The 16,295-nt window shown below is 59.2% G+C and carries 16 protein-coding genes; 10 read left to right on the forward strand and 6 right to left on the reverse strand.

Annotated features, from left to right (window positions below; genetic code table 11):
* Positions 1 to 24: 24 nt before the first annotated feature.
* From NF347_RS09370 to NF347_RS09380, 3 genes are all read right to left on the reverse strand, one after another.
* Positions 25 to 1,233 carry an AGE family epimerase/isomerase gene (locus tag NF347_RS09370; protein ID WP_107681785.1) on the reverse strand — a complete coding sequence of 403 codons (1,209 nt, stop codon included), beginning with the start codon at positions 1,231 to 1,233 and terminating at the stop codon, positions 25 to 27.
* A 15-nt stretch (positions 1,234 to 1,248) separates the two neighbouring features.
* Entirely contained in the window at positions 1,249 to 2,172 is a 924-nt protein-coding gene (locus NF347_RS09375) for a dihydrodipicolinate synthase family protein (protein WP_107681783.1), read from the reverse strand.
* A gap of 82 nt (positions 2,173 to 2,254) precedes the next feature.
* A complete protein-coding gene (locus tag NF347_RS09380; RefSeq protein ID WP_107681784.1) occupies positions 2,255 to 3,562 on the reverse strand; it encodes an MFS transporter in 1,308 nt (435 codons plus the stop codon).
* A gap of 275 nt (positions 3,563 to 3,837) precedes the next feature.
* On the opposite strand from NF347_RS09380, the gene NF347_RS09385 reads away from it, so the two are divergent.
* Positions 3,838 to 5,010 (forward strand): iron-containing alcohol dehydrogenase, encoded by a 1,173-nt coding sequence (locus NF347_RS09385; RefSeq protein WP_107035625.1) that lies wholly within the window; start codon positions 3,838 to 3,840, stop codon positions 5,008 to 5,010.
* Here NF347_RS09385 and recR read toward each other — a convergent pair whose 3' ends face one another.
* Positions 5,011 to 5,625, reverse strand: coding sequence for a recombination mediator RecR (recR, locus tag NF347_RS09390; protein ID WP_107681476.1), 615 nt, complete (start codon positions 5,623 to 5,625; stop codon positions 5,011 to 5,013). It abuts the gene before it with no gap.
* A 109-nt stretch (positions 5,626 to 5,734) separates the two neighbouring features.
* Between recR and panC the strand changes: the two genes are divergently transcribed.
* Genes panC through NF347_RS09420 form a run of 6 tightly spaced genes read left to right on the forward strand, consistent with a single transcriptional unit; the run spans position 5,735 to position 11,153 of the window.
* Positions 5,735 to 6,598, forward strand: a complete 864-nt coding sequence (gene panC, locus NF347_RS09395; RefSeq protein WP_107035627.1) for a pantoate--beta-alanine ligase — start codon at positions 5,735 to 5,737, stop codon at positions 6,596 to 6,598.
* 19 nt (positions 6,599 to 6,617) lie between these two features.
* Positions 6,618 to 6,971, forward strand: a complete 354-nt coding sequence (panD, locus tag NF347_RS09400; RefSeq protein ID WP_107035628.1) for an aspartate 1-decarboxylase — start codon at positions 6,618 to 6,620, stop codon at positions 6,969 to 6,971.
* A gap of 24 nt (positions 6,972 to 6,995) precedes the next feature.
* Entirely contained in the window at positions 6,996 to 8,324 is a 1,329-nt protein-coding gene (ffh, locus tag NF347_RS09405) for a signal recognition particle protein (protein WP_107035629.1), read from the forward strand.
* 55 nt (positions 8,325 to 8,379) lie between these two features.
* Entirely contained in the window at positions 8,380 to 9,261 is an 882-nt protein-coding gene (folD, locus tag NF347_RS09410; RefSeq protein WP_107035630.1) for a bifunctional methylenetetrahydrofolate dehydrogenase/methenyltetrahydrofolate cyclohydrolase FolD, read from the forward strand.
* Between the two features lie 27 nt (positions 9,262 to 9,288).
* The gene (locus NF347_RS09415; protein WP_107035631.1) at positions 9,289 to 10,338 is read left to right on the forward strand and encodes a CapA family protein; all 1,050 of its coding nucleotides are present in this window, start codon (positions 9,289 to 9,291) and stop codon (positions 10,336 to 10,338) included.
* The gene (locus NF347_RS09420; protein WP_107035632.1) at positions 10,335 to 11,153 is read left to right on the forward strand and encodes a 1-acyl-sn-glycerol-3-phosphate acyltransferase; all 819 of its coding nucleotides are present in this window, start codon (positions 10,335 to 10,337) and stop codon (positions 11,151 to 11,153) included. The genes NF347_RS09415 and NF347_RS09420 overlap by 4 nt, the downstream gene beginning before the upstream one ends.
* A gap of 75 nt (positions 11,154 to 11,228) precedes the next feature.
* On the opposite strand, the gene NF347_RS09425 is transcribed toward NF347_RS09420, so the two are convergent.
* Positions 11,229 to 12,275, reverse strand: a complete 1,047-nt coding sequence (locus tag NF347_RS09425; RefSeq protein WP_107035633.1) for a linear amide C-N hydrolase — start codon at positions 12,273 to 12,275, stop codon at positions 11,229 to 11,231.
* Positions 12,276 to 12,453: 178 nt separating this feature from the next.
* Here NF347_RS09425 and nfo point away from each other — a divergent pair, with 178 nt between their 5' ends.
* The gene (nfo, locus tag NF347_RS09430) at positions 12,454 to 13,305 is read left to right on the forward strand and encodes a deoxyribonuclease IV (protein WP_107035634.1); all 852 of its coding nucleotides are present in this window, start codon (positions 12,454 to 12,456) and stop codon (positions 13,303 to 13,305) included.
* Here nfo and NF347_RS09435 read toward each other — a convergent pair.
* Positions 13,293 to 13,787 carry a DUF6808 domain-containing protein gene (locus tag NF347_RS09435; protein WP_107035635.1) on the reverse strand — a complete coding sequence of 165 codons (495 nt, stop codon included), beginning with the start codon at positions 13,785 to 13,787 and terminating at the stop codon, positions 13,293 to 13,295. The genes nfo and NF347_RS09435 overlap by 13 nt on opposite strands.
* Before the next feature lie 110 nt (positions 13,788 to 13,897).
* Here NF347_RS09435 and tsaD point away from each other — a divergent pair, with 110 nt between their 5' ends.
* On the forward strand, positions 13,898 to 14,914 hold the full coding sequence (tsaD, locus tag NF347_RS09440; protein WP_107035636.1) for a tRNA (adenosine(37)-N6)-threonylcarbamoyltransferase complex transferase subunit TsaD: 1,017 nt from the start codon (positions 13,898 to 13,900) through the stop codon (positions 14,912 to 14,914).
* A 50-nt stretch (positions 14,915 to 14,964) separates the two neighbouring features.
* Positions 14,965 to 16,215, forward strand: a complete 1,251-nt coding sequence (locus NF347_RS09445; protein WP_107035637.1) for a CinA family nicotinamide mononucleotide deamidase-related protein — start codon at positions 14,965 to 14,967, stop codon at positions 16,213 to 16,215.
* Positions 16,216 to 16,295 lie beyond the last annotated feature (80 nt).

Genomic DNA, 16,295 nt, shown 5'->3' on the forward strand with positions numbered 1-16,295 from the left:
TTGGTTTATGCTGGATAATTCTGATTATTTCCTGACATGGACAGCGAGGATCTCGTCGATGAGCATCTGGCTCTTGATGAGCATGCGCGGTACGTGGAACGGACCCTTGAACAGGTTGCCCTTTGCAGGCTGTGCCACGCTTCCGTCGCGATGGAGATAACCGAACCATTCGCCATAGACCGGATCGGGGAGGAACTCGTAGGTCCAGTCGTTGGCCATGCGGTGCATCTCGAGATACTTGGTGTCGCCCGTGGCGAGATATGCATAGAGAGTGGCTATGACAGCCTCGGTCTGCGGCCACCAGAACTTCATATCCTGCGAGTAGTCCTGTGCCGGGAAGCCTTTGCAGTCGCGGAAGTTGATTATGCCGCCGAACTCTTCGTCCCAGCCCCATTCCCACGACCAGTCGAGGATCTGCAGAGCCATCTCCTTAATCTCCTTGCCCTTGCCTTCGTCCCAGCCGCGGTAGTGTGCCTCCTCGAGGAGGAACCATGCCGTCTCGATGCAGTGGCCCGGATTGATCACGCGTCCGTTGATAGTGTCGATCAGCTCGCCTTCGGGAGTGACCATCTCCAGCAGAGCCTTGAATTCGGGATGCATGAACTTGGTGCGTATCAGCTCAAGCGAATTGTCGATCTGCCGGTCAAGTTCAGGATCGGGTATCACTTCACGTATGCGCGAGGCGGTGTTGATGAGTATCATGGTGATACTGTGGCCTATGGCGGGCTGCGTGGGCAGATACTTCGGCTCAAGGATGCCCGGAGTGGAGATGAACCTCACTATTTCCTTGAAAAGCTTCAGCGCCTTCTCGGCATAAGAGCGGTCGCCGGTGGCCTTCGAATATTCGGCCATGGCTATGGCCGCGAAGCATTCGGAGAACACGTAGCGGCGTTTACGCAACGGGCGTCCGTCGGCTGTAACCTCGAAATACATACGTCCGTCGGTCGGATCTATGCAATGGGCCTCGATGAAGTCGATGCAGTTCTTGGCCATGGCCAGATACTCCGGACGCCGGTCGATATTGTTGTAGGCAAACGAATAGACAAACGGACAGCGGCCCTGGAACCACACCGATTTGGTGCCGTCCATGAGCTTGCCCTCGCGGTCGACGCACGTGTACACGCCGCCGTTCACCTTGTCAAGCCCGTGATTGAGCCAGAAAGGCAGAATGTCGTCGAGGAGATCGTGGCGGTAGTGTTCGCGCCACTCGGTGAGATATTTTTCAGTGTCGATAGTCCACATAACGGTTTAGAATTTGTTGCAGCGCTCGAAGAATCCGATGCTTTCGAGGTCGGCCTTCATGGCGGCCTCCTCCTGATCGGTCATATTGCGGAACGGTATGCGGTTTTTGCCCAGATCGAGTCCTATAAGCTTCATGATGCGCTTGCCGCCGACGATGTTGCCACGATATTTGCAGATGACGTTGATCACCTCCTGCGAGAAGTTCTGGTGTTCGCGTGCGGCCTCGATGTCGCCGCGCTTCCAGGCGTCGATGATAGCCACCAGCTCGCGTCCGTTGTAGTTGGTGGTACCGCCGATGCCGCCCTGCGCGCCACCCATGGCGAGCGAGGGAAGGATAGTCTCGTCCTGACCGTGGAGCATGTCGAACTTGCCGTCCTTGTAGAGGCGGCACTGGTTGTATTCATATATGCTCTCGAAGGTGTACTTGATACCTGCGAAGTTGGGTACGCGGCCGTCGACAGCCTTGAGAAGCTCTGTCATCGGCAGGAAAGCACCATTGAATGCCGGGATGTGATAGTAGTAGAACGGCAGCTCGGGTGCGCCGGCTGCGATCAGCTCTATATACTCCACGAGCTCCTCTATGCGGCCGATCTTGGGGAAGGGGGGAGCCATGGCGCCGATGCCCCATGCTCCGATCTCCGCGGCATGACGGGCCAGCTCGCGGGCGCTCTTGGCGCAGCAGCTGCCCACATGTACTATAACTTTGAAATCATCGGGCCTGGAGGCCATCCATGCCTCGGCCAGACGCTTGCGCTCGTCGTCGGTAAGCATATATCCCTCGCCCGACGAACCGTTGATAAACACGCCCTTCAGGCCGTTTTTCTTCAGCATTGCCGCATACGCGGGTATCGGCTCATAGTTGACTTCGCCGTTCTCGAGGAATGGCGTGAAAGGGGCGTCGATAAGACCCTTGATTTTCTCGAATTCCATAATAGTATTTTACTTGTTTGGATTTATTTTGCTTGTTTCGGAGAATATAAGTTTTACTCCATGATATCTTTGTCAGCGCAGATCAGGCTGTCACCGTTTCGGCCGCCTCGTTGTCGGCGCCCATTGCCTCCTCCTGGTCCTTGTCGTCATATTTCGGACGGAGCACCGTAAGCTGCAGGGCGAGAGCTATCAGCAGTATGCCGCCCATAAGTGCGAAACAGAGGCCGAGCCCCACCGACTCGGCAAACGAGCCGAGCAGCTGAGTGGTGATCGCGCCCATGATCACGCCCACGGAATTCATCAGACCATAGGCCATGGCGCGCTGGCGCGAGCTTACAAACTGGCAGAGGATAGGCATATTGTTGGCATCGAACATTCCGTAGCCGATGCCGAAGAACAATCCGGCAAGCACCGACAGCCAGGCGTTGTGAGCCAGACCGATGAACACCAGAGCCGGAATCATCATTGCCATGCCTATGGCAGAGGTGTAGATGCGGCCGCGCACATTGCTGCGCACCCATCGGTCGCTGATCGGGCCTCCTATCATCACTCCGATGAACGATGACACGGCTATGGTGAGCGTGGCCATCGGGCCGGCCCAGTCCATGCTCAGGTCAAGATTGTCGTGGAAGAGCGTCGGCAGCCAGTTTTTGGTAGCCCAGCCGGGGATGGAGCTGGAGGCGAAGAAGAACAGTATCACCCAGAACGCCATAGTGGAGAACACTACGCCGAACGACTGGAGCATCGACTCCTTGCCGCCCTTGCGTCCCTGCGCCTCGCCGGAGGGCACTGGACGCGCAGCCACTCCGCGACCCGACTTCTCATGAAGAAGGAATATCAGCACTATCGCATAGGCCACACCTATGATGCCGAACCAGTGGAAAGTCTGCTGCCACGACCATGTGGAAGCCACCATCGATCCGAATCCGCCCAGAGCCTGACCGCAGTAGAGGCCGGTCATGTGCAGGCCTATGGCAAGCGAACGTCCGCGACCGGTGAAATAATCGGCTATGAGCGACAGAGCGGAGGGTATGTAAAGAGCCTCGCTGATGCCCATGATGCCACGAAGCCACATGAGCGACTGGAAGTCGTGGCAGAGTCCCATGGCGTAGGTGACAGCCGACCACACGCCGAGAGAGCCTACAATAAGCCATTTGCGGCTGACACGGTCAGCCACGGCGCCGGAAAACGGACTGGATATGCCGTAGACCCACAGGAATATAGCCATCAGAGCGCCGAACGCCTCGGCATTCTGCAGGGCGTGGATGTCGTTGGCTATGTTCTGCTGCATAGTCGACAACATCTGGCGGTCCATATAGTTGAGGAGTGCCACCACCCAAAGCAGCCCGACCACGAGCCACGGATAGAACTTTTTGTTTTGTAATGCCATATTTGCGGATTTAAGGGTATTGTTGATTTGCTACTCTTTTTCGACGGCATACGCTCCGGCCGATATACCACGGCCGCAGTCAGCCACCATTTTGCTGCAAATTTACGTTTTTTTTCGATTGAACCGCACTGCAACACACTTTTTTTGACAAAAGATGCGACAAAAAAGCCTTTACATGCCGGCAGCGTGCTGAATCGACGAGAAAAAGAGGAGTATTCAGGCACAGTGTCGAAAAAAAATCGTAAGTTTGCGACACTCAACAACACCACTGACAGATGGATAATTTCAGATATTGCACTCCGACACGCTACGTGTTCGGACGCGGAGCGGAAATGGAGGCAGGCACACAGCTGCTTGCCAACGGCATGGACAGCGTACTCATGGTCTACGGCGGCGGATCGGCCGAACGCTCGGGGCTGCTCGCGAGAGTCAGAGAGAAACTCCACGAAGCCGGAATCCGCTTCGAGGAACTTGGCGGCATCGAGCCCAACCCCACCGACGGACCGGTGCGCCGCGGCATAGAGATGATGCGCCGCGGAGGACTCCACGCGCTTCTGGCCGTTGGCGGCGGATCGGCCATCGACACAGCCAAGGCTATAGCGCTCGGAGTGCCTTATGAAGGTGACTTCTGGGATTTCTTCGCCGGACGCGCCACCCCGCAGAAGGCTCTCCCGGTAGGAGTGGTGCTCACCATCCCTGCCGCCGGATCGGAAGGGTCGGGCAACTGCGTGATCACACTTGAAGAGGGCCTGCACAAGATCAGCCTGCGCACCGACGAGGTGCTCCGCCCGCGATTCGCGCTTCTCAATCCGGAGCTGACCATGACACTGCCCCCATGCCAGACCGCCGCCGGCATTGCCGACATGATGGCTCACATAATGGAACGATATTTCACACCCACGCCCGACTGCGAGGTGACCGACCGCCTTGCCGAGGGACTGCTCAAGGCCATCATAGAGGAAGCGACCAAAGCTATGAGCCGACCCGACGACTACGAGGCACGAGCCAATATCATGTGGGCGGGAACACTTGCCCACAACGGCATCTGCGGCACCGGACGCCGCGAGGACTGGACCAGCCACGCCATGGAACACGAGATCTCGGCTGTCTACGGAGTCACCCACGGCGCAGGCCTTGCCGTAGTGTTTCCAGCCTGGATGACATTCATGGCCATGCGCAGCCCCGGCAAAATAGCACAGTTCGGACGCCGTGTGTTTGACGTCAACGACCCCGACGACACCAGCGCCGCCCTTGAAGGCATTGGCCGCCTGAAAGCATTCTACACCTCCATCGGTCTGCCTGTCAGCTTCGCCGCCCTTGGGGTGGAACACCCCGACATAGATCTGCTCGTGGCCAAGCTTCACGAAAACAAGGGCGAGGAGATAGGAGGCTACCTGCGTCTGCGCGCCGACGACACCCGCGAGATCTACACCCTTGCCGACTTCTGATCAGACACCGAAAGGGGTGCGCTGAAGCAGCGAACGCCCGAGCGTAAGCTCGTCGGTGTACTCGATATCGTTGCCCACGGCCATGCCTCTCGCAAGCTGTGTCACCCGCAGTCCGGCCACACCCTCCAGCCTGCGGTAGATATAGAAATCGGTCGTATCTCCCTCCATCGTGGCCGGCAGAGCGAGTATCACCTCCCCGATACCTCCGGCTCTGACCCTCTCCACAAGCGAGTCGATCTCGAGCATATCGGGGCCGATACCGTCGACCGGCGATATGACCCCTCCGAGCACATGATACAGTCCGTTGTACTGCCCCGTGCGCTCCACCGACATCACGTCGCGCACATTCTCCACCACGCACACCGTCGAACGGTCGCGTCCGGCCGACGAGCATATCGGACACACCTCGTCGTCTGATATATTGTGACACACAGAGCAGTAGCGTATGTCGCGACGCAGATCCATTATAGCCTGACCGAGCGCGACAGCCTCCGACACATCGCGCCGCAGCAGATGCAGAGCCAGACGCAGAGCCGTGCGTCGGCCTATCCCCGGCAGACTCGACAGCCGGGCCACAGCCGCTTCAAGCAGCGGCGAAGGATATTCCTGTTCCATACCCGCAAAGGTAGCTATTTATTCCGACACCGCGGGCATAGACCGATTTTTTGTAGTGTGGCGGGAATTTCGTAACTTTGCGTCATCAATATTGAAAGCAGATATCCAGATGGAAATCATACGCACAGTGCGCGGACTGCACAAAGCCGTGGCCGACGCACGCAGCAAAAACAGATCCATAGGACTGGTGCCCACAATGGGCGCTCTCCATGCGGGACACATGTCGCTCGTCGACCGTTCGATGAAAGAGAACGGATTCACCGTGGTCAGCGTGTTTGTCAATCCCACACAGTTCAACAACCCCGACGACCTTCGCACATACCCTCGCACCGAGGAGGCCGACTGCCGTCTGCTCGAAGCCGCCGGCGTCGACGTGGCCTTCATCCCCACAGTCGAAGAGATGTATCCCGAGCCCGACACACGGGTGTTCGACCTCGGCCCCGTCGCACAGGTGATGGAGGGAGCCATGCGTCCCGGTCATTTCAACGGCGTGGCTCAGGTGGTGAGCCGCCTCATGGTCATGGCCTCCCCCGACAGAGCCTATTTCGGAGAGAAAGACTTCCAGCAGATAGCCGTCATACGCCGCATGGTGGAGATCGAAAAACTCCCGGTGGAGATAGTCGACTGCCCGATATGCCGCGAGCCCGACGGACTCGCACTCTCGAGCCGCAACGTCAGGCTCACTCCCGAGCAGCGCGCCATAGCCCCCGAAATACACCGCGCCCTTGAAGCCAGCCTCGCCTATGCGGCCGACGGACACTCGCTCCGCCAGACAGTGGAACATGTCACCGACACCATCAACTCCTTCCCCGGAATGGAGGTGGAATACTACGAGATCGTCGACCCGCTGACCATGCAGCCCCTCGGCGAGTGGCCCTCCGACAAGGCTGAAGCCGTAGGATGCGTCACCGTATGGTGTGGCGACGTCAGACTCATCGACAACATAAAATACACCCTCAGCCACCGGAGCTGAGGCATATCATACCCGCAAGATGACAATCGAAGTATTGAAATCAAAGATCCACAGAGTGAGAGTGACCGAGGCCAATCTCGACTACATCGGATCTATCACCATCGACCGCCAACTGATGGACGCGGCCGGAATAATAGCAGGCGAAAGAGTCTACATCGTCGACAACAACAACGGCGAGCGTTTCGACACCTACGTCATAGAAGGAGAACCCGGATCAGGCACCATATGTCTCAACGGAGCGGCCGCACGCAAGGTGCACCGAGGCGATATAGTCATAATCATGAGCTACGCCGCCATGACTCCCGAAGAGGCACGCACATGGAAGCCCAAGGTGGTATTTCCCGACACCGACACCAACCGACTCATCAACTAACCATAACCCACCCCGTACACTCGCATGTTTGAGAACCTAAGCGAACGACTCGAACGCAGCTTCAAGCTTCTGAAGGGTCAAGGCAAAATCACAGAAATCAACGTAGCGGAAACGCTCAAGGACGTGCGCAGGGCTCTGCTCGACGCCGACGTAAACTATAAGGTAGCCAAACAGTTTACCGACACCGTAAAGACCAAGGCGCTCGGACGCGACGTGCTCAATGCCGTCAAGCCCAACGAGATGATGGTAAAGATCGTCCACGACGAGCTGACCGAACTCATGGGCGGCGAAACCGCACAGATCAACGTGCAGGGACAGCCCGCCGTCATACTCATGTCGGGTCTGCAGGGATCGGGTAAGACCACTTTCTCAGGCAAACTCGCCCGCAAGCTCAAGAGCGAGAAAGCCAAACGCCCGCTGCTCGTGGCCTGCGACGTCTACCGTCCCGCCGCCATCGACCAGCTCAAAGTGCTCGGCGAGCAGATCGAGGTGCCCGTCTACACCGAGGAGGGCAACCGCAACCCCGTGGAGATCGCATCCAACGCCATTCAATATGCCAGACAGAACCACTTTGACCTCGTGATCGTCGACACCGCCGGCCGACTCGCCGTCGACGAGGAGATGATGGACGAGATCGAAGCCATCAAAAAAGCCGTCAAGCCGCAGGAAACACTCTTTGTGGTTGACGCCATGACCGGTCAGGACGCCGTCAACACAGCCAAGGAATTCAACGACCGCCTCGACTTCGACGGAGTGGTGCTCACCAAGCTCGACGGCGACACCCGCGGCGGCGCGGCGCTGTCGATACGCACAGTAGTGACAAAGCCCATCAAATTCGTCGGAACGGGCGAAAAACTCGATGCACTCGACTATTTCCACCCCGCACGAATGGCCGACCGCATACTGGGCATGGGCGACATCGTATCGCTCGTGGAAAAAGCCCAGAAGGCCATCGACGAGAAAGAGGCGCGCGAACTGCAGAAGAAGATAGCCAAAAACCAGTTCAATCTGGAGGACTTCATGGCGCAGATACAGCAGATCAAAAAGATGGGCAACATCAAGGATCTCGCATCGATGATACCCGGAGTGGGCAAGATGATCAAGGACATCGACATCGACGACAACGCCTTCAAGGGCGTGGAGGCCATCATCAGCTCCATGACACGCTATGAGCGCCAGCATCCGGAGATCATCAACGGCAGCCGGCGTCAGCGCATTGCCAAGGGATCAGGCACTACGGTTCAGGAGGTCAACCGCCTGCTCAAGCAGTTTGACGACACCCGCAAGATGATGAAGGCCGCCACGAGCATGAAAAACCCCATGAAGATGATGAGGCAGATGCGCCGGCGCTGAAATCGCACACACCGGCCACACCAACCGAAAGAATATCAACCGACACATACAATAGATGAAACTTATCGACGGAAAGGCGACAGCCGAAGCAATCAAGGCCGAGATAGCGGCCACAGTGGAGCAGATGGTGGCCGAGGGCCGCAAACGACCCCACCTCGCAGCCATACTGGTAGGACACGACGGCGGCTCCGAAACATACGTTGCCAACAAGGTGAAAGCCTGCGAGCGCTGCGGATTCCGCTCCACGCTCATACGCTTTGAGGACACGGTGGAAGAGACCCAGCTCCTCGAAGCTATAGCACGGCTCAACGCCGACGCTGACGTCGACGGATTCATCGTGCAGCTGCCGCTGCCGCGCCATATATCCGAACAGCGCGTCATACAGGCCATAGACTACCGAAAGGATGTCGACGGATTTCATCCCGTCAACGTAGGACGCATGTCGATCGGACTCCCCTGCTTCCTGCCCGCCACACCCGCCGGCATCGTTGAGCTTCTCGGACGTCACGGCATACCCACCAAAGGCGCCGAATGCGTGGTGCTCGGACGCAGCAACATCGTAGGCAAGCCTGTGGCACAGCTGCTCATGCAGAAACACAACCCCGGCGACTGCACCGTCACCGTCTGCCATTCGGCCACACGCGACCTTAAAGAGCACACCCGCCGCGCCGACATTATCATCGCCGCGCTCGGACAGCCAGGTTTCGTCACAGCCGACATGGTAAAACCCGGAGCCGTCATCATCGACGTAGGCACCACACGCGTGCCCGACCCCTCGCGCAAGAGCGGATTCCGACTCTGCGGCGACGTCGACTTCGAAAACGTCGCTCCGATCTGCTCCTGGATCACACCCGTGCCCGGAGGTGTAGGCCCCATGACTATCTGCTCGCTGATGCAGAACACCCTGCTGGCCGCACGCCACGAGATCTACGACTGACCTCCACACCACACCTTCGCTTGACCTATGATCGGGCTGCTCGTATCGCTCGCATGGCTGCTCTGCGCCCCCGAAGAGGCGGAGCTGCTCTTTGTGGGCGACGCCATGATGCACCAGCGGCAGATCGACGCCGCACTGCAGCCCGACGGCACACACAGCTTCGACGCCTGCTTCGACTCCATACGCCGGTGGGTGAGCGAAGCCGACTATGCCGTGGTCAATCTCGAAGCACCGCTCGGCGGAGAGCCATATACGGGCTACCCGATGTTCAGCGCGCCCGACTCCTATGCACAGGCGCTGCGCGACGCCGGATTTGATCTAACACTCACCGCCAACAACCACTGCCTCGACCGGCGCGACCGCGGACTGCAGCGCACCATAGCCGTGCTCGACTCCCTCGCGATGCCGCATATCGGCACCTACAGCCCCGCCTCCGTCCGCGACTCTCTGGCGCTGCATATAGCCGACGTCAACGGATTCCGCATCGGATTTCTCAACTACACCTACGGCACCAACGGCATCCGTCACGGAGCCGCCGTGGCAGTTGACCCTATCGACGTCAGCCTCATCGAAGCCGACATAGCCCGCGCGCGCAGCCGGGGAGTCGAACTCGTGGCCGTTTGCATCCACTGGGGAGTGGAATACCGGATGCTGCCCGAACAGTCGCAGCGCGACACCGGCAGCCGCATACACCGCGCCGGAGCCGATATGGTCATCGGATCGCATCCCCACGTCATACAGCCGGCCGAAATGGCCGCCGACTCAGCCGGACGCCGGCATCTTACCGTCTACTCGCTCGGCAACTTCCTGTCGGCCATGCGCACACCCGACACCCGCGGAGGAGCAGCCGTCAGCGTGACGCTCCGGCGCGACAGGCTCGGACGTCCCTACATCGACCGTGCCGAAAGTCATCTGCTCTTTACCGTCACCCCCTCGCGTCCCGGAGAGCCTTTCAGAGTGGTCAGAGCCGACCGGCCGATCCACGACGACCAGGAGGCCGAAGAGCAAAGGATCGAATTTGCACGACGCGCCGCCGAAATACTCCGTCAACACAATAAAAACGTCAAAGCCCCATGACCGACGACCGCCTGCGGATAGATCTGGAGAGAGTGCTGCGAAGCCGCCTCGGCGACCGGCGTATGCGCTGGATTCCACGGCGGCTGATCGCCTGGCTCGAGCGCCTTATATGCCAGCGGGAGATGAACGAAGTGCTCGACCATGCCGGCCACCTGCGCGGAGCGGAGTTCTGCCACGCAGCCCTCGACCACCTCAGTGTCAGCTACACAACCACAGCAGAGCAGCGTCTGCCCGACACCACACGCGTCATCATAGCCTCCAACCATCCTCTCGGAGGACTCGACGGCATAACACTGATCGACTGGGCGGCCCGCCGCTACGGATGCCAGCCAATAGTGATGGTCAACGACCTGCTCATGGCCATAACTCCCCTTGCAGGAGTATTCCTGCCCATAAACAAACATGGCGCACAGTCGCGCGAAGCATCCGAGGCCGTCGACAGAGCGTTCGCATCCGACCGGCCGGTGATAATGTTTCCCGCCGGACTATGCTCACGCCAGTTGCCCGGCGGCACGATCGCCGACCTCCGCTGGCGTCCGACATTCGTCAACCGCGCCCTGCGCAGCGGACGCACCATAGTGCCCGTCAGATTCTCCGGCATCAACTCTCCCTCATTCTACCGGTTCGCACGGCTGCGCCAGCGATCAGGCCTGAAGCTCAACATTGAGATGGCGCTGCTCCCGCGCGAAGTGTTCCGCCACCGCGGATCGCACTTCGAGATCCGCATCGGACACCCCATCACCCCCGAAAGCATCGCCGGAGGCCGGCCGCAGACCATAGCCGATCAGATCCGGGCCACAGTCTACACTCTCTGACCGCCCTGATCTGGAATAAGGAGCCACGCCATGCGGCGCAGCCCCCTGCAGTATCGTTCGGAAGAAAAAATCGGTTCAATACATCGGCTTGAATCCCTCCGACACCTTCATCATCGAATTCACCTCACCGGCGGCATCGCCAAGCGTGGAAGTATCAAGCTTCCTGACGGGCTGACCGGCACGGAGATCCATCTTGCCGAGATCCACATATACCAGACCCGGATTGGTCACAATGTCGAAATAATACAGCCTGTCGGTCAGATTGGCAAACGACCGCCACTGCGTCGACGATACGTTGGGCTCCGCTTCGACCGTGTACTGATAGGGCACCGACACATTCATCAGGATGCTCCTGATTATCGTCAGACCGATACGGCGGTCGTCGGTACGCTCCACATGATTTGCAAAAAACGTGCCGCGCACAAAACGGTCGGGACTCTTCACTGTGCCCGGAAGCATGTTGGCGCCACCCACCTTTTCCCAGTAATCCTCTATGGCCATCATCTGCGGATAAGGCGGATCATTGGTCATCACCGGCATGTCGGTGCCTTCATACACACGCACATTGCCGTGGTCAAACTCAAGGATCGCGCTCCGTCCCTCGGCGTCGGTGATACCCCAATGGAGCGTAGAGGTCGTGCCTCCGTCAAACGAAGCCCCCGACAGATCGAAATTCTGCTCGCGCAACACCTTCACCACCTCGGGCGTAGTGGCGTTCATGTCGAGAAGCCAGCCGATGAACATGGCCAGAGACATCGGCGGACGTCCGCTGACCGAATCATTGCTGTAGACCGTTCCCTTGCAGAACAGGCCGTTTATCACCAGACCCTTCTCGTTCATTCCCTCGGTGATGCCGCCGTCATAGCCCACGGCATAAACCGCACCGTATTTCGACGTCCACTTCACGGCATTGGGAGCCGGACTCCCCTGCTTGGCCATGCCGCGCGGATACACATACAGATTTGTCGGGATAGGCGTCTTCCAGTCGAGCGAACGGCCCACGATCAGCAGCGTGGAGTCGCCACGGTACAAAACACGTGAACAGGCTTCGGCCTGCGGCGTCGAAGCCACGGCAGCTGCAGCCACAGCGAGCGTCGACAGCATTAGTTTCTTGATATTCATAATATATCCGGAGTTACTTGTTTACCCCATTACAACAATACCGCAGCGCAGGTGGTTCGCCCGCACGCCACGTCATTATTTCATCCTCCGCGCCGGAAACCGTGCCGGATGTTCCGCCGAATGTTTGTTTATCGCATGACTGACGGAGTTTCTCGCGATTTTTTCCTACATTTGCCGCATGAAACTGATAGGAGCACACGTATCTGCCGAAAAGGGCGTAAGCAGCGCCCCGGTCAACGCCGCGGCCATAGGAGCCAACGCATTCGCATTGTTCACCCGCAATCCGTCGCGATGGACATCGCCGGCCATCAAAGAGGCCGAGGCTCAGGCATTCAAAGACAATTGCCTCAGACTCGGATTCACACCCGACGCCATACTGCCCCACGACAGCTATCTGATCAATCTCGGCGCACCCGATCCCGAAAAACTCGAAAAGAGCCGCGAGGCATTTCTCGACGAAATGAAACGCTGCGAACAGCTCGGACTGACAATGCTCAACTTCCATCCAGGAAGCCACCTCAAAGCCATTACGACCGACGACTGCCTCGACCGCATCGCCGACTCCATCAACCTCACCCTCGACCGCACTCAGGGAGTGAAAGCCGTCATAGAAAACACCGCCGGGCAAGGCACCAACCTCGGATTCTCATTCTCACAGCTCGCCAGGATCATCGACCGCGTGACCGACAAGACCCGCATCGGAGTGTGTATCGACACCTGCCACGCCTTCGCCGCAGGCTACGATCTTGCCACCCCCGAAGGCTACGAGGCCACATGGCGGGAATTTGACGACACCGTCGGGCTGGCCTATCTGAGCGCCATGCATATCAACGACTCCAAGCGCGGACTCGGATCGCGCGTCGACCGGCACGAATCGCTCGGACTCGGAGCCATAGGCATCGACTTCTTCAGCCGTCTGATGGCCGATCAGCGGTTTGACGGCATACCGCTGATACTCGAAACACCCGACACATCGCTCTGGTCCGAAGAGATCGCGCGCCTGAAAGCCTTTGCCGGTCAGAGCGAATAAGTGACCCCTACCACTACTCCCGGCCCGACGCCCGACGGAGTCAGAGCCACCCCCGCCGCCACGCCTACACCCCAGCGGCGACGCCGGCCTGTAGCCGGAACAGCCACGACACTGTTCACCACACGATCCTCGCCATAGATGCGCAGACTGTCGAGCCGCGGGCGGTAACCGCTCACCCATGCCTCATAGCGGTCGCCGGCATAACGCACGCTCTCGGCCCGAAGAAGCACGTCGACGCTGTCCGTCAACGCCGCACACGTATCAGTCGCCGCCACACGCACCATTATCGTGTCGGTCACGCGGCGCTCCACCGCCACAGGCCGCTCCACGACAATTGTGTCGCGCACCGTCACCGTGTCACGCACCACCTCGACCGTCCGGCACACGCCCGCGGCACTCTCCTTACACCCCACACTCACTCCGGCCACGAAACCCGCAGCCGCGGCCAAAACCGCCACAAATATACATCTCAGCATTTCCATAACGACTGCAAAATTAACTCCGACACGCATCCATGTCAGCGCGCATTTGTCGCATTGACGCCAAAAAGCTAACTTTGCACCGAAGAAACAACGAATCACTTCTACCACTTATGAGCATCAACATATTGGGCATCGAATCGTCGTGCGACGACACCTCGGCGGCCATCATATCCGACGGCCTCCTGCTCTCCAACGTCATAGCCTCCCAGAGCGTCCATGAGGAATATGGCGGCGTAGTGCCCGAACTGGCCTCGCGCGCCCATCAGCAAAACATCGTTCCGGTGGTCGACGCCGCGCTCCGCCGGGCATCGCTCCGCCCCTCCGACCTCTCGGCCATCGCGTTCACCCGCGGCCCCGGGCTGCTCGGATCGCTCCTCGTCGGCACATCGTTCGCCAAAGGGATGTCGCTCGGACTCCGCATACCGATCATCGACGTGAACCATCTCCACGCCCACGTGCTGTCACACTTCATCCGCAACAATCCCGACGACCGCGTCCCGCAGTTCCCCTATCTGTGCCTGCTCGTATCGGGTGGCAACAGCCAGATAATACTCGTCCGTTCACACTCCGACATGGAGATACTCGGACAGACCATCGACGACGCCGCCGGAGAGGCATTCGACAAGTGCGCCAAAGTGATGGGACTCCCCTATCCAGGAGGCCCCCACATCGACCGGCTCGCGGCGCAGGGCGATCCCCTGCGTTTCCGGTTCGCCCGACCACACATCGCCGGACTCGACTACAGTTTCAGCGGACTGAAGACATCGTTTCTCTACACACTCCGCTACGCCCTCGCCGGCGACCCCGGATTCATCGAGGCCAACAAGGCCGACCTGGCCGCATCGCTCCAGCACACCATCATAGAGATACTCATCGACAAGCTACGCAAAGCCATCCGGCAGACACGCGTGGCCACCGTGGCCATCGGCGGAGGCGTCTCGGCCAATTCGGGAGTGCGCGAGGCCGTCGCGCAGCTCTGCCGCGAAGAGGGAGTAGAAGCCTTCATACCGCAGCGCGCCTTCACCACCGACAACGCCGCCATGGTAGCCATAGCCGGACATTTCAAGTATCTCGACAAGGATTTCTGCTCCTACTCCGAAGCCCCGTTCGCACGCGTCACCGTCTGACACCATCACATATCACACGCCTGAAAGTCGGAAACATCAACCACACAGCAATGAAAACTACCATTATCGTTATCGGCGACGAACTTCTCATCGGACAGGTCACCGACACCAACAGCGGCATGATTGCCCGGCTCATGGCTCCCCACGGATGGGAAGTGGAGCAGGTGATGACAGTGGCCGACGACCGCGAAGCCATTCGCGAAGCTGTCGGCCGTGCACTCGACTCCACACCGGTGGTACTCACCACCGGCGGACTCGGACCAACCAAAGACGACATCACCAAAGCCGTGCTCACCGACATTTTCGGCGGAGAACTGCGCGAGGATCCCGACGTGCTGGCCAATGTGCGTGAAGTAGTGGAACGCCGCGGACTGAAACTCAACGATCTCACAGCAGCACAGGCCATCGTGCCCACATCATGCCGCGTGATCCAGAACCGCGTCGGCACAGCCCCCCTGATGTGGTTTGAACGCACCGACGGCCATATACTCGTGGCGATGCCCGGAGTGCCGTTTGAAACCCGCGAGATGTTCTCGTCGGCAGTAATGCCGATGCTCCTTCAGCGATTCCCCTCGCCCGACCATATCGAACACCGCACCCTCGTCTTGGCCGACATTTCGGAATCGGCGCTGGCCACACGCCTCGCCCCCTGGGAGAGCGCGCTTCCGCCCTACGCCCATCTGGCATATCTTCCCAAGCCCGGAGTGGTCAGGCTGCGTATCGACGGACGCCACACCGATGCCGGATTTCTGAAAAAGGAGATCGACCGCCTTGCCGACGAACTCGCCCTACTTGCTGCCGGCAACCTTATGTGTCGCGGCGACATCACTCCCGCACGATGCCTGCTCGACATGCTTGTCGAACGCCATCTGACTGTAGGCACCGCCGAAAGCTGCACAGGAGGCAACATTGCCCACACGATCACTGCCGAGCCGGGCAGCTCCGCAGCCATGCTCGGAGGAGTCGTGTCATACTCCAACGACGTGAAACGGCGTCTGCTCGAAGTCAGCGAGGCATCGCTCGAAGCCCACGGCGCAGTAAGCATCCCCGTAGTCAAAGAGATGGCTTCGGGCGCACGCAAAGCTCTCGGATGCGACATCGCTCTGGCCACAAGCGGCATTGCCGGCCCCGGCGGGGCTGTGCCAGGAAAACCGGTCGGAACCGTCTGCATCGCCGTAGCCACCCCCTGGGGACTATGGGCCGACACATTCCATTTTCCCGGCAACCGCGAGCGCGTCATCGACCGCGCCACCACCACCGCCATAATCCGCGCCATCCGCGAGCTCCAGTCCCATCCCTGACTCCACCCCTTTTTATCGCATCGTAAGCAGCAGCCTTAACACCCGTCGGCAACCTCTATAAGCCTGCGGGACGAATCCTT

Origin of the sequence: Paramuribaculum intestinale, assembly GCF_030759015.1 — a bacterium.
Taxonomy (GTDB): Bacteria; Bacteroidota; Bacteroidia; order Bacteroidales; family Muribaculaceae; genus Paramuribaculum; species Paramuribaculum intestinale.

Bases quoted from the DNA above. Each gene is read 5' to 3' on its own strand.
- NF347_RS09375 (WP_107681783.1), bottom strand. From the start codon at position 2,172: ATGGAATTCGAGAAAATCAAGGGTCTTATCGACGCCCCTTTCACGCCA.
- NF347_RS09380 (WP_107681784.1), bottom strand. From the start codon at position 3,562: ATGGCATTACAAAACAAAAAGTTCTATCCGTGGCTCGTGGTCGGGCTG.
- NF347_RS09385 (WP_107035625.1), top strand. From the start codon at position 3,838: ATGGATAATTTCAGATATTGCACTCCGACACGCTACGTGTTCGGACGC.
- recR (WP_107681476.1), bottom strand. From the start codon at position 5,625: ATGGAACAGGAATATCCTTCGCCGCTGCTTGAAGCGGCTGTGGCCCGG.
- panC (WP_107035627.1), top strand. From the start codon at position 5,735: ATGGAAATCATACGCACAGTGCGCGGACTGCACAAAGCCGTGGCCGAC.
- panD (WP_107035628.1), top strand. From the start codon at position 6,618: ATGACAATCGAAGTATTGAAATCAAAGATCCACAGAGTGAGAGTGACC.
- ffh (WP_107035629.1), top strand. From the start codon at position 6,996: ATGTTTGAGAACCTAAGCGAACGACTCGAACGCAGCTTCAAGCTTCTG.
- folD (WP_107035630.1), top strand. From the start codon at position 8,380: ATGAAACTTATCGACGGAAAGGCGACAGCCGAAGCAATCAAGGCCGAG.
- NF347_RS09415 (WP_107035631.1), top strand. From the start codon at position 9,289: ATGATCGGGCTGCTCGTATCGCTCGCATGGCTGCTCTGCGCCCCCGAA.
- NF347_RS09420 (WP_107035632.1), top strand. From the start codon at position 10,335: ATGACCGACGACCGCCTGCGGATAGATCTGGAGAGAGTGCTGCGAAGC.
- NF347_RS09425 (WP_107035633.1), bottom strand. From the start codon at position 12,275: ATGAATATCAAGAAACTAATGCTGTCGACGCTCGCTGTGGCTGCAGCT.
- nfo (WP_107035634.1), top strand. From the start codon at position 12,454: ATGAAACTGATAGGAGCACACGTATCTGCCGAAAAGGGCGTAAGCAGC.
- NF347_RS09435 (WP_107035635.1), bottom strand. From the start codon at position 13,787: ATGGAAATGCTGAGATGTATATTTGTGGCGGTTTTGGCCGCGGCTGCG.
- tsaD (WP_107035636.1), top strand. From the start codon at position 13,898: ATGAGCATCAACATATTGGGCATCGAATCGTCGTGCGACGACACCTCG.
- NF347_RS09445 (WP_107035637.1), top strand. From the start codon at position 14,965: ATGAAAACTACCATTATCGTTATCGGCGACGAACTTCTCATCGGACAG.